Genomic DNA, 12756 nt, shown 5'->3' on the forward strand with positions numbered 1-12756 from the left:
GAACCCGGGAATACCCCGATCTTAACCGGCGCGACGCAACAACCAGAGCCCGGCCAGGGCACAGATACCGGCCGGCACCAGCACCGCAAACAGAGGCGAGAACCCGAACACCAGGCTTGAAGGCCCCAGCAAATCCTGGGCAATGCGGAAGGTGAAGCCCACCAGAACGCCGGTAAACACCCGTTGACCGAGGGTCACCGAACGCAACGGACCGAAGATGAAGGAAATCGCCATCAGCACTAGCGCAGCGGTGACCAACGGCTGCAACACCTTGACCCAAAATGCCAGCCAATAGCGGCCATTACTCAGCCCCTGATCGGCCAGGTAGTGGATGTAGCCCCACAAGCCGCTGATCGACAGCGTGTCCGGCGACATCACTACCGTACTCAACAATTGCGGGCTCAAGGCCACGTCCCAGCGCTCGACCGGTGCGGTAACCACCTCGGTATTTTTCTCATGGAACAGCGTGGTGGTGACGTCGCTCAATTGCCAGTGATCCTGGTCAAACTGCGCCCGCTTGGCGAAGCTGGAAGACAGAATATGACGCTCGTTATCGAAACGATAACGGGTGACACCGTACAGCAGGCCATTAGGCTGGACAGAGTTGACGTGAATGAACTCGTCACCCTGCCGGTGCCACAGGCCATGCTTGGCGCTTTGTGCATCGCCACCGCCCTGAGCCAGGGAACGGTTGGCCTGAGCAGTCACTTCGGTGGCCGGCGCGACGTATTCACCGATCAAGACACCTACAACCATCAGGATCAGCATCGGCTTCATCACGGCCCAGACGATCCGTCCGATCGATACGCCAGCCGCGCGCATGATGGTCAGCTCGCTGTTGCTGGCCAGGCTGCCGAGGCCGATCAGGCAGCCGATCAACGCTGCCATCGGCAGCATGTCATAGAGACGGCGCGGGGCAGTCAGCAGCACGTAACTCGCCACATCGACCAAGGTGTAGGTATCACTGACTTCGCTCATCTCGTCGATGAACGCAAACAGTGTCGCCAGACCCAGAATGATCCCCAGCACTGCCAGGATCGCCATGAATACGCTGCTACCGATGTAGCGATCAAGCTTAACCACGGGCCACCTCCAGCGCACTGCGGCGACTCGCTATCTTCAGGCGCAAGGGCTCCCAATAGAGCAGGCCCAGGCCAATGACCAGGAAGATCCCGTGTACCCACCACAACCCCAGGGCCGGCGGGATCTTGCCCTTTTCCAGGGCACCGCGGGCAGCAATCAGGATGGTCAGGTAAGCCATATAAAGAAGAATTGCCGGAAGCAACTTGAGGAAACGCCCCTGGCGCGGATTGACCCGCGACAGTGGCACCGCCATCAAGGTCACGATGAACACGAGCAACGGCAAGGACAGGCGCCATTGCAGCTCGGTGCGGGAACGGATGTCGTCACTGCCCAACAAGGAAGCGGTGGTCATTGCATCGCGGTCGGTCACTTCGTCGCTGACGTCCGGTTTGGGCAGCAGTACTCCGTACTCCTCGTACTTGATCGCGCGGTAATCGGCTTGACCCGGGTTACCGTCGTAGCGGTAGCCGTTGTCGAGGATCAGGTAGCGGTTGCCGTCAGGGCGGATTTCCTGACGGCCCTTCTCGGCCACCAGCACGGAGATTCCGCGATCCTTCTTGTCGGAATTGATGTTCTTTTGCGAGATGAACACCCCACCCAGATTGACGCGGTCATCCGACAACTGTTCGGTGTAAGTCACCCGGGTTCCGTCGCGCAGGGCCTGGAAACGGCCAGGCTCCAGGGTATCGAATTCGGTCAGGGCATCCTGTTTGTTCAGCAGCAACTGGAACTGATTGGCACCTTGTGGCGCCAGGCTCAGGCTCAACCAGGCAACGACCAGAGCGACCAGCGTGGCCGGGAACAGGGTCATGCGGAACAGGCGTTGCTGGCTCATGCCAGTGGCCGAGAGCACGGTCATTTCGCTTTCGAGGTACAAGCGACCGTAGGCCAGCAGGATCCCGAGAAACAGCCCCAGCGGCAGGATCAGTTGAAGGAAGCCGGGCAGACGGAAGCCCATGATCAGGAACAGCGAGCCCGGGTCCAATTGACCGGAAGCCGCCTGGGCGAGGTATTTGATGAAGCGTCCGCTCATGATGATGACCAGCAGCACGGCGCTGACGGCGCTCAAGGTCAACAGGACTTCGCGGGATAGATAACGGAAGACGATCAAACCAGACACTCCAGGGTTGTCAGGCTAAGGCGGCCAAACAAGCAAACACATCAGGCAGCCCGCAAGGCAGAGCCGCCGAAAAAAGATGGCGCATTATCCTGTGATTGAGTGCGCCTGTCACTGCGCATGCTCACCGAGGCTGTCAAAGCGCTGAAGATCGTACAACCGAGGGTTGTCAGGCGCCGTTGGCGAGGTTCAAACTGCGGCCTTTGTCGCCTGCTGGTAATGGCGCCTTTCTATTGCTTTCTATTTCAGATGCTGGCAAGCGACGCACACACCCGTCGAGCGCTTGCGTGATGACCATCAATTCAGGGACCCGGACATGGAACTGGTTGTAAAAAGCGTTAACCCGGAAACGTTGAAGACCGCCACGCTGGTCGTCGCCGTTAATGAAGGCCGCAAGCTCGGCGCCGCAGCCAAGCAACTCGACGAACTCAGCGGCGGCGCGATCAGCGCTGTGCTCAAGCGCGGCGACCTGGCCGGCAAAGTCGGCCAAAGCCTGTTGCTGCACAGCCTGCCGAACCTGAAAGCCGAACGCGTGCTGCTGGTGGGCGTGGGCAAGGATGAAGAACTGGGCGACCGCCCATTCCGCAAAATCATTGCCAGCGTGCTCAACACGCTGAAAGGCCTGGCCGGCAGCGATGCAGTCCTGGCGCTGGATGAAGTGATGGTCAAGGGTCGCGACAGCTACGGCAAGACCCGTCTGCTGGCCGAAACCCTGGTGGACGGCGAATACCAGTTCGATCAGTTCAAGAGTCAGAAAGCCGAACCGCGCGCCCTGAAAAAAATCACCCTGCTGACCATCAAGGCTGCCCAGGCTGAAGTGCAGCGCGCCGTAAACCATGCCACGGCCATCGCCAACGGCATGGCCTTCACCCGTAACCTCGGCAACCTGCCGCCGAACATTTGTCACCCGACTTTCCTTGGCGAACAAGCGAAAGACCTCGGTAAAGAGTTCAAGGATCTGAAAGTCGAAGTCCTCGACGAGAAGAAGATCAAGGCACTGGGCATGGGTTCGTTCTACGCGGTTGGCCAGGGCAGCGCCCAGCCTCCGCGCCTGATCGTCATGCAATACAACGGCGGCAAGAAATCCGAGAAGCCATACGCGCTGGTCGGCAAGGGCATCACCTTCGACACCGGTGGCATCAGCCTGAAACCGGGCGCCGGCATGGACGAAATGAAGTACGACATGGGTGGCGCTGCCAGCGTGTTCGGCACCCTGCGTGCCGTGCTGGAATTGAAGCTGCCAATCAACCTGGTGTGCATTCTGGCCTGCGCCGAGAACATGCCAAGCGGCAACGCTTCGCGTCCTGGCGACATCGTCACCACCATGAGCGGCCAGACCGTGGAAATCCTCAACACCGACGCCGAAGGCCGTCTGGTGCTGTGCGACGCCCTGACCTACTCCGAGCGCTTCAAGCCGCAAGCGGTGATCGACATCGCGACCCTGACCGGCGCCTGCGTGGTTGCACTGGGTTCCCACACTTCGGGCCTGCTGGGCAACAACGACGAACTGATCGGCCAACTGTTGAGCGCCGGCAAGGCTGCTGACGACCGTGCCTGGCAACTGCCGCTGTTCGATGAATACCAGGAGCAACTGGACAGCCCGTTCGCCGACATCGCCAACATCGGCGGACCGAAAGCCGGCACCATCACCGCTGCCTGCTTCCTGTCGCGCTTCACCAAGAACCTGAACTGGGCTCACCTGGACATCGCCGGCACCGCATGGACCAGCGGCGGCAAGGACAAGGGCGCCACTGGCCGCCCGGTTCCTTTGCTGACCCAATACCTGCTGGACCGCGCCAAAGCCTGAAACCAATGACCTTTGGCGGCGGCGCTTTCGAGCAACGCCGCCAAGGCTCCGGAACCGCAATGACCAAAGTCGACTTCTATATCCTGCCTAGCGCCGATCCTTCGGCACGTCTGGATTTTGCTTGCAAGCTCACCGAGAAGGCATGGCGCATGGGCCATCGCATCTACTTGCATTGCAGCGATGCGGCCCAACGCGACGATCTCGATGCGCGCCTGTGGACCTTCAAGGGTGAAAGTTTCGTACCCCACGGCCCTGCTGAAAGCGAACCGGATAGCCTGATCGTGCTGGGTTTCGGCGATGACTGCGGTCAGCATCAGGACTTTCTGGTCAATCTCGACCTGAAAGTGCCGGCCTTTGCCCAACGTTTCGCCCGCGTGGCGGAAGTGGTGGTCGAAGATCCGGTGATACGCCAGGCCGCGCGGGAGAGTTTCCGTTTCTACCGAGAACAGGGCTATCCTCTGCAAGATCACCGTTTACAGCGACTCTGAGCATTCCGATGGACACCCAAAAACCGCTGCAAGATTCCGCGCATCTGCTGGACGACCTTGAGTCAATCCGCCAATTGCTCGGCGATGACAACCTGCAACCACCGTTGCTGACCGACACGGTCGAAGACGGTGACCAGGAACAGATTCCAATGCTGTTCGATACCGTCAACGAACCTGCGCTGACGACCGAACCGCCCCCGCCCAAGCCTATCGTCGAACCAGAGCCAGCACCCGCGCCGAGCGCCAGCAAGAACGCCGACGCGCTGCTGTACCTCGACAACGAACTGCGCGCCGCCGCGCAACTGATCATGCAAGACGTGATCGACGACTTCGCGCCGCACATCGAAACCGAAATCAAACGTCGCCTGAGTGCACGGCTTGAGCGGTTGTTGAGTCAGTACAACGACTGAAACAGAAGACCGGTACGAACCGCTCTCTGTAGGAGCCGGCTTGCTGGCGATTGCACTCTTGAAGAGGCCATCGCCGGCAAGCCAGGCTTCTACAGGGAGCGAGTCCGATCAAGCGCTGAGATAGCGACCGATCAGGGCGATCCCGCTGGCCAACACCAACCAGGTCACCAATCGCACAAACGCTTCCCGGGACAAACGCATGGTCAGCCGCCGGCCGATCCACAGCCCCAGCGCCATCGCCGGCAACAAGCACAACGCCAACACCAGCAACGGTAACTCGGCATACACGCCCGCAATCGCAAACAAGCTCAAACGCACCACCGTGCTGCAACTGATCAACGCACTTTGCGTCGCCCTCGCCTCGTCCTTCGGCAGACGACTGTTCAGGTAGATCGCATACAAAAAACCGCCACTGCCAAACAACGCACCGAACATCCCGCCCACCGTGCCCATCGGCACCGCCCAGGCGGCAGACAATTGTTCCGGCCGGGCTTTTATCCACAGGCTATAAATCGCATAGACACTGATAAACAGCCCCATCAACAGCAGCAACAGATCGGATTTCAGGTTCAGCAGAAAAATCACCCCCAACGTGCAGCCCACGGCCATGCACGGCAGCAAACGCAACAGCTCCGGCCTGGCCACATCACGCCGCGAGGGCAACAGATTGCCGAACGCCGCGACGAAATCGAGCAACACCAGCAACGGCACGATTTTCGATAAAGGCATGAACAAAATCAGAATCGGCCCGGCCACCAACGCAGTGCCAAAACCAGCAATGCCAAACACGATATACGCCAGGGCGATCCCCGCACCGATCACCAGCCAGCCCACCCCTCCAACATTCCATTGACCCAACAAATCGAACATTTCACCCAATCCCTGTAGGAGCTGCCGCAGGCTGCGATCTTTTGATCTTGCCCTTTCAGGACCGAAAGATCGCAGTCTTCGGCAGCTCCTACAAGGGATCGTGCATTCAGCGGGAGAATGCCTTTATCATGCGCCCCATGATTAAAGATCCCTTTGCAAGACTCGGCCTCGACCGCGAAGTCCTGACCGTCAGCCAGCTCAACGGCCGCGCGCGGGTGTTGCTTGAAGACGTGTTCAGCAACATCTGGGTCGAAGGCGAAATCTCCAACCTCGCCCGCCCGGCATCCGGCCACGTGTATTTCACCCTCAAGGACAGCGGCGCCCAAGTGCGTTGCGCACTGTTTCGACAAAACGCTGCGCGGGTCCGTCAGGCGTTGAAGGACGGTCTGGCAGTCAAGGTGCGTGGCAAGGTTTCGCTGTTCGAGGGACGCGGCGATTACCAGTTGATCCTCGACAACGTGGAGCCAGCCGGCGATGGCGCCTTGCGCCTGGCCTTCGATGCCTTGAAGGAAAAACTCAGCGCCGAAGGCCTGTTCAGTGCCGAACGCAAAGTACCTCTGCCGGCACATCCGCAACGCATTGGCATCATCAGTTCGCCCACGGGCGCGGTGATCCGCGACATCATCAGCGTGTTCCGCCGCCGTGCGCCGCAGATACAACTGACGCTGATCCCCACCGCCGTACAAGGCCGCGAAGCCACCGCGCAGATTGTCCGCGCCCTGAAACTCGCGGATGCCCGTGGTTTCGATGCGCTGATTCTGGCCCGTGGCGGCGGCTCGCTGGAGGACCTCTGGTGCTTCAACGAAGAAGCCGTGGCCCGCGCCGTGGACGCCTGCGTGACGCCCATCGTCAGTGCTGTCGGCCACGAAACAGATGTGTCGATCAGCGACTTCGTTGCGGACGTTCGCGCGCCGACGCCTTCGGCCGCCGCCGAACTGCTGGCACCGGATTCCAGCGATCTGGTACGCCGGGTCGAAAGCTTGCACCGTCGGCTGGTGATGCGCATGCGCGACCGCCTGATGCGCGATCGGCTGCGTCTGGAAGGCATCTCTCGTCGCCTGCGGCATCCCGGCGAACGCCTGCGCCAGCAAGCGCAGCGTCTGGATGATCTGGACATGCGTATGCGGCGCGCCTTCGAACGCAGCCTCAATACCCGTCGCGAACGACTGATCCGCCTGGAAACCCGCCTGGCCGGACAACATCCCGGTCGGCAATTAGCAATGTTGCGCCAACGACTCGACAGCCTCGCCGAACGCCTGCCCCGCGCCATGCGCGAGGGTCTGAAAAGCCGCCGATTGCAGTTGCACAGCCAGATGCAGACGCTGCATGTGGTCAGCCCACTGGCGACTCTTGGCCGTGGCTACAGCATTTTGCTCGACGAGCGTGGCAACGCGATCCGCAACGCCAGCCAGACTCACACCGGCCAGCGCCTGAAGGCCAAGTTGGGTGAAGGCGAACTGCAAGTGCGGGTCGAAGACAATCACCTGACGCCCGTCACTCTTTCTTTACTGGATTGATCCATGCCGCGTTTCCTAGCTCCGCTGCTGTTGCTATGCCTGACCTTCAACGCTCACGCCGACAGCTACATCACCCGCCTGTTGAACAAACCGGTGCCGGGCGGCGTGGCCGTCGTGGACCTGGGTGCGTCGGCGCAAGCACCGAAAGCCAGCTATCAGGGCAAACCGGTGTTGGTGGTCAAGGAACAAAACAACTGGCTGGCGATTGTCGGTGTGCCGTTGACCGTGAAACCCGGCACTCAGTCCATCAGCAGCGGCGGTCGCAACCTGAGTTTTACCGTCGGCAACAAGAAATACCCGGAACAACGCATCACCCTGAAAAACACTCAGCAGGTCAATCCGGACCCGGAGAATCTCAAGCGCATCGAGCGTGAACTGGCCGAGCAGATTGCCGCCTATCGCACCTTCAGCCCGAACACTCCAAGCAACCTGTTGTTGGACAAACCGGTCAACGGCCCGCTGTCGAGCAAGTTCGGCGTTCGCCGGTTCTTCAACGGCGAAGAACGCAATCCCCACTCCGGTCTGGATTTCGCCGTAGGCGCTGGCACACCGATCAAGACCCCGGCCGCCGGCAAGGTGATTCTGATCGGCAATTACTTCTTCAATGGCAATACGGTGTTTGTCGATCATGGCCAGGGCTTTATCAGCATGTTCTGCCACATGTCGAAAATCGATGTGAAGGTTGGCCAGCAAATGGCGCGCGGCGGCGTGGTGGGCAAGGTTGGTGCGACTGGCCGGGCGACCGGGCCGCACATGCACTGGAATATCAGTCTGAACGATGCGCGGGTGGATCCGGCGATTTTTATCGGGGCGTTTCAGCCCTGATTACTGAGCAAGAGGGCTGACGCTATCGCGAGCAATCACAGCGCAATCCTTGTAGGAGTGAGCCTGCTCGCGATGAGGGCCTCACAGGCACCGCCTATTCCGCCTCCAAATCCTCAATCCCATGGACTTCCCGGTCTGCCAGGCAGTGTTTGATCCACTCCTGAGTCTCCTGCGAGAACCCCGTCAACTCTTCAGCCGTGATCAACTCCCGCGCGCACAACCCAAGCAAATGCGAGCGAGCTTCGTGTCGGGAGAACCTGAAGACGCCAAACGCCCAGTACAATTCTTTCTGCCCGGCCTTCAGCAGTTCTTCACTGGCATCGATTCGCTCGTAGGGCGCGATGCTCTTGTCCAGCACGATCTTTTCAACGTCAGTCATGATGCGGGTGCACATCCGCTCATGGGCCACCGGGCGCAACACGCAATAGCATTTCCAATCGGACTCGTTCATTGCCGACTCCTGCCTGCCAGTCGAGTGCCTTAAGAATAGCCCCACTCCCCGCACTCGACGCCCAATCCATCGATTGCGCATCGTTCAAACCTTGCGCAAAAACCTCGAAGATCATGGGCATCACGAGCAATAAAATCTCGATAAACAAGCGCTCACGAGTATTCCTCTCAATTTTTTTCGACTGCTTGCCATCCTTCCCACTCGCGGTTAGGGTTGAAGGCATGAAAACCTCTCACACCCTCATTCAGCTTCGCCAGCACCGCAGCCTGTGCCTAGTCAGCGCACGACTGCCGGGCTGAATCGCGGCACCTCGTCCTACGCTCTACCCCAGAACATTTTGATCCACCGGCAGGCCGCCTTTTTTCGGCCCACACAATAAGGATTACCCCGATGAGCATGCTCAAAGACCCGTCTTCGAAATACCGCGCGTTCCCCACCATCGATATTCCTGATCGTACCTGGCCGTCGAAAACCATCACCACCGCGCCGATCTGGTGCAGCTCTGACCTGCGTGACGGCAACCAGTCGCTGATCGAGCCGATGGACGCCGTCAAGAAGCTGCGTTTCTGGAAAACCCTGGTGCAGGTCGGCGTTAAGGAAATCGAAGCATCGTTTCCGGCCGCTTCGCAAACCGACTTCGACTTCGTCCGCACCCTGATCGAAGGCAACCACATCCCGGACGACACCACCATCCAGGTGCTGACCCAGGGCCGTGAAGACCTGATCGAGCGCACCTTCGAATCCCTGCGCGGCGCGAAGAAAGCCATCGTTCACCTGTACAACGCGACCTCCCCGTCCTTCCGCCGCATTGTCTTCAACCAGGACAAAGACGGGATCAAGGAAATCGCCGTCAGCGCTGCCAAGCTGTTCGTCAAATACGCAGCCATGCAGCCGGACACCGAGTGGACCTTCGAATACTCGCCGGAAACCTTCAGCGCCACCGAACTGGAGTTCGCCAAGGAAGTCTGCGATGCGGTCATCGAGGTCTGGAACCCGACGCCCGAGCACAAGATGATTCTCAACCTGCCGGCCACCGTCGAATGCGCGACCCCGAACATCTACGCCGACCAGATCGAATGGTTCGGCCGTCACATCAACCGTCGTGACAGTGTGATCATCAGCCTGCACACCCACAACGACCGTGGCACTGGCGTTGCCGCTACCGAACTGGGCCTGATGGCCGGCGCCGACCGTGTCGAAGGCTGCCTGTTCGGCAACGGCGAGCGTACCGGTAACGTCGACCTGGTCACCGTGGCCCTGAACATGTACACCCAAGGCCTCGACCCTCAGCTGGACTTCTCCGACATCGACGGCGTGCGCAAAGTCGTCGAAGAGTGCAACCAGATCCAGGTGCACCCGCGTCACCCGTACGTCGGCGACCTGGTGCACACCGCGTTCTCCGGCTCGCACCAGGATGCGATCCGCAAGGGCTTCGCCCAGCAGAAATCCGACGCACTGTGGGAAGTGCCGTACTTGCCAATCGACCCGGCCGATATCGGCCGCAGCTACGAGGCGGTCATCCGCGTCAACAGCCAGTCGGGCAAAGGTGGTATCGCCTACCTGCTGGAACAGGAATACGGCATCAGCTTGCCGCGTCGCATGCAGATCGAGTTCAGTCAGGTCGTGCAGCGTGAAACCGATCGCCTGGGCCTGGAAATGACCGCCAAGCAGATTCACTCGCTGTTGATCAGCGAGTATCTGCAAGCCAACACCCCGTACGCGCTGGTCAGCCATCGCCTGCAGGAAGAAAACGGCAACAGCGCCGTCGAAGTCGAAGTGGCCAGCAAAGGCCAGGGTGAAACCAACCTGCATTGGCGCGGCAAGGGCAATGGCGCCCTGGAAGCACTGGTGGCTGGCCTGCCGATTCCGGTGGAAATCATGGACTACAACGAACACGCCATCGGCGCGGGCACCAATGCCAAGGCCGCGGCCTACATTGAACTGCGCGTGAACGGCGAACGTGCGGTGCACGGCGTGGGTATCGATGAAAACATCACCACCGCCAGCTTCAAGGCACTGTTCAGCGCGCTCAACCGTTCGCTGAGCCAGCCGGAAGCGAAAGCGGCGTAAGCCATCGCAGAAATGCAAAAGGCCCCAAGGTGCAAACCTCGGGGCCTTTTTTTGCCTGCTGGTTTTGTGTTGTCTGAACTGGCCCATCGCCAGCAGGCTGGCTCCCACAGGAAATCGCCTTTCCAATGTGGGAGCCAGCCTGCTGGCGATGAGGCCCTGTCAGGCGCAGCGAATGTCAGGTGAATTCGAAGGTATCGGCATCCAGATTCGCCGGAAACCGCGTGCGATAAGCCGCCAGTTCCGCCGCATCCAGCGTCACCTTGAACACGCCATCCGCCTCACCCGCACTGAGCAAGGTCTCACCCTGGAAATCCAGTACCTGACTGTCACCGGTATAGGCAAAACCTTTGCCATCGGTGCCGATGCGATTCACCGCCGCGACATAGCACAGGTTCTCGATCGCGCGCGCCGGCAACAAACGATTCCAGTGCTGGCGACGCGCGCCTGGCCAGTTGGCGGTGTACAGCAGCAGGTCAGTGTCCTGGGCATCGCGGCTCCAGACCGGGAAGCGCAAGTCGTAGCAAATCAGCGGACGCACGCGCCAACCCTTGAGCTCGAACTGCACCTGGCGCTCGCCGGGGGTGTAGTGATTGTGCTCGCCGGCCATGCGGAACAAATGGCGCTTGTCGTAGTGCAACACCTCGCCGTCCGGCCGCGCCCACAACAGTCGATTGCGGTGACTGCCGTCGGTGGCCTGAACGATCACGCTACCGGTGATCACCGCATCAAGTTTCGCCGCTTGAACGCGCAGCCATTTGCTGGTGGGGCCGCTTTCCGCTTCCGCGAGAGTTTCAGACTCCATCGAGAACCCGGTGGTGAACATTTCCGGCAGGATGATCAGATCAGCGCCGCGAGCCTGCTCCAGCAACGGCTCGAAATGCTCCAGATTTGCCTGACGATCATGCCAGGCCAGGGAGGTCTGAATCAGCGCGACGGTCAAATTCGGCAGCGCACTCAAATCACGCATAGTTTTTCCGCTGCTTCACGCAGGGTCTCCTCGCGCTTGGCAAAGCACAGCCGCACCAAGCGCTGGCCTTCAGGCGGCGTCTGGTAGAACACCGAGATCGGGATACTCGCCACGCCGTGTTCACGGGTCATCCACAGCGCCATCTCAACGTCATTGAGGTCGGGACGGATCTGCGAGTAGTCGACCAATTGGAAATACGTGCCGGTCACCCGGGTGAAACTGAAACGCGACGGCGCCAGCAGATCGCAGAACAGGTCACGCTTGGCCTGATAGAAGCCCGGCAACTCAGCGATGTGTTCCGGATGCTCGGCCATGAAGTCGGCCAACGCGTATTGCAGTGGAGTCACACCGCAGAAACTGACGTATTGATGCACCTTGCGCAGCTCCGCCGTCAGGGCCGGCGGCGCGACCACGTAGCCGGTTTTCCAGCCCGTGACGTGGTAAGTCTTGCCAAATGAACTGACCACAAATGCGCGCTGATACAGCTCTTCGTGATTCAGCACGCTGACGTGAGGCACACCGTCGAAAACCAGGTGCTCATAAACCTCGTCACTGACGATGTAGATGTCTTTTTCACGGATCAAATCCGCCAGCTGATCCAGCTCGGCCCGGCTGATCAGCGCCCCACTCGGATTGTGCGGCGAGTTGAGCACGATCATCCGTGTGCGCGGCGTAATCGCCTCAGCCAGCTTTTGAAAGTCGATAGAGAAGTCATTCAAACCGAGTTGCACATGCACGCAACGACCACCAGCCAGCTCCACCGACGGCTCGTAACTGTCGTAACACGGATCGAAGACGATCACTTCATCGCCGCTGTGGATAACCGCCTGAATCGCACAGAAGATCGCTTGAGTGGCGCCGGGAGTGATGGTCACTTCATTGTCGGCATCGACAGTGACGCCGTAGCTGCGCGCAATTTTCGCCGTCACTTGCTGACGCAATGCCGGCAGGCCGGTCATCGGTGAATACTGATTGTGCCCATTGGCAATATGCCGCCCAACGGCGTCGCAAAGGGCCTGCGGAGCATCGAAATCGGGGAAGCCCTGGGACAGGTTGATTGCCCCGGTCTGCGCCGCGAGTTGAGACATCTGAGTGAAGATAGTGATGCCGACATTCGGCAGCTTACTGGTGATCATCGGTGATTCCCTGCT

At 59.9% G+C, this 12756-nt stretch carries 12 protein-coding genes; 6 read left to right on the forward strand and 6 right to left on the reverse strand.

Annotation, left to right across the window (positions count from 1 at the left end; translation table 11 throughout):
* Positions 1-21: 21 nt before the first annotated feature.
* The gene (gene lptG, locus ABVN21_RS18550) at positions 22-1083 is read right to left on the reverse strand and encodes an LPS export ABC transporter permease LptG (RefSeq protein WP_339553483.1); all 1062 of its coding nucleotides are present in this window, start codon (positions 1081-1083) and stop codon (positions 22-24) included.
* The gene (gene lptF, locus ABVN21_RS18555; protein ID WP_339553482.1) at positions 1076-2194 is read right to left on the reverse strand and encodes an LPS export ABC transporter permease LptF; all 1119 of its coding nucleotides are present in this window, start codon (positions 2192-2194) and stop codon (positions 1076-1078) included. Before lptF ends, lptG begins: the two co-directional genes overlap by 8 nt.
* A gap of 322 nt (positions 2195-2516) precedes the next feature.
* Here lptF and ABVN21_RS18560 point away from each other — a divergent pair, with 322 nt between their 5' ends.
* From ABVN21_RS18560 to ABVN21_RS18570, 3 genes are read left to right on the forward strand one after another with little or no spacing between them, the layout of a single operon-like run.
* Positions 2517-4007 (forward strand): leucyl aminopeptidase, encoded by a 1491-nt coding sequence (locus ABVN21_RS18560; protein WP_339553481.1) that lies wholly within the window; start codon positions 2517-2519, stop codon positions 4005-4007.
* 59 nt (positions 4008-4066) lie between these two features.
* Complete coding sequence (locus tag ABVN21_RS18565; protein WP_339553480.1) at positions 4067-4495, forward strand: DNA polymerase III subunit chi; 429 nt, start codon at positions 4067-4069, stop codon at positions 4493-4495.
* Positions 4496-4503: 8 nt separating this feature from the next.
* Positions 4504-4905, forward strand: a complete 402-nt coding sequence (locus ABVN21_RS18570; RefSeq protein ID WP_339553479.1) for a DNA polymerase III subunit chi — start codon at positions 4504-4506, stop codon at positions 4903-4905.
* A 108-nt stretch (positions 4906-5013) separates the two neighbouring features.
* On the opposite strand, the gene ABVN21_RS18575 is transcribed toward ABVN21_RS18570, so the two are convergent.
* Positions 5014-5775, reverse strand: coding sequence for a sulfite exporter TauE/SafE family protein (locus tag ABVN21_RS18575; protein ID WP_339553478.1), 762 nt, complete (start codon positions 5773-5775; stop codon positions 5014-5016).
* 137 nt (positions 5776-5912) lie between these two features.
* Here ABVN21_RS18575 and xseA point away from each other — a divergent pair, with 137 nt between their 5' ends.
* Positions 5913-7292, forward strand: coding sequence for an exodeoxyribonuclease VII large subunit (xseA, locus tag ABVN21_RS18580; protein WP_339553521.1), 1380 nt, complete (start codon positions 5913-5915; stop codon positions 7290-7292).
* A 3-nt stretch (positions 7293-7295) separates the two neighbouring features.
* Positions 7296-8117 carry a peptidoglycan DD-metalloendopeptidase family protein gene (locus tag ABVN21_RS18585; protein ID WP_339553477.1) on the forward strand — a complete coding sequence of 274 codons (822 nt, stop codon included), beginning with the start codon at positions 7296-7298 and terminating at the stop codon, positions 8115-8117.
* A 94-nt stretch (positions 8118-8211) separates the two neighbouring features.
* On the opposite strand, the gene ABVN21_RS18590 is transcribed toward ABVN21_RS18585, so the two are convergent.
* Positions 8212-8568, reverse strand: a complete 357-nt coding sequence (locus tag ABVN21_RS18590) for a hypothetical protein (RefSeq protein ID WP_339553476.1) — start codon at positions 8566-8568, stop codon at positions 8212-8214.
* Between the two features lie 390 nt (positions 8569-8958).
* Here ABVN21_RS18590 and leuA point away from each other — a divergent pair, with 390 nt between their 5' ends.
* Positions 8959-10638 (forward strand): 2-isopropylmalate synthase, encoded by a 1680-nt coding sequence (gene leuA / locus ABVN21_RS18595; RefSeq protein ID WP_339553475.1) that lies wholly within the window; start codon positions 8959-8961, stop codon positions 10636-10638.
* A 175-nt stretch (positions 10639-10813) separates the two neighbouring features.
* Here leuA and ABVN21_RS18600 read toward each other — a convergent pair whose 3' ends face one another.
* Together ABVN21_RS18600 and ABVN21_RS18605 are read right to left on the reverse strand one after the other, a co-directional pair.
* Positions 10814-11605, reverse strand: a complete 792-nt coding sequence (locus tag ABVN21_RS18600; protein ID WP_339553474.1) for an amidohydrolase — start codon at positions 11603-11605, stop codon at positions 10814-10816.
* Complete coding sequence (locus ABVN21_RS18605) at positions 11593-12741, reverse strand: pyridoxal phosphate-dependent aminotransferase (protein ID WP_339553473.1); 1149 nt, start codon at positions 12739-12741, stop codon at positions 11593-11595. The genes ABVN21_RS18600 and ABVN21_RS18605 overlap by 13 nt, the downstream gene beginning before the upstream one ends.
* Positions 12742-12756: the final 15 nt, after the last annotated feature.

The organism is Pseudomonas sp. MYb327 (assembly GCF_040438925.1).
Lineage (GTDB): Bacteria > Pseudomonadota > Gammaproteobacteria > Pseudomonadales > Pseudomonadaceae > Aquipseudomonas.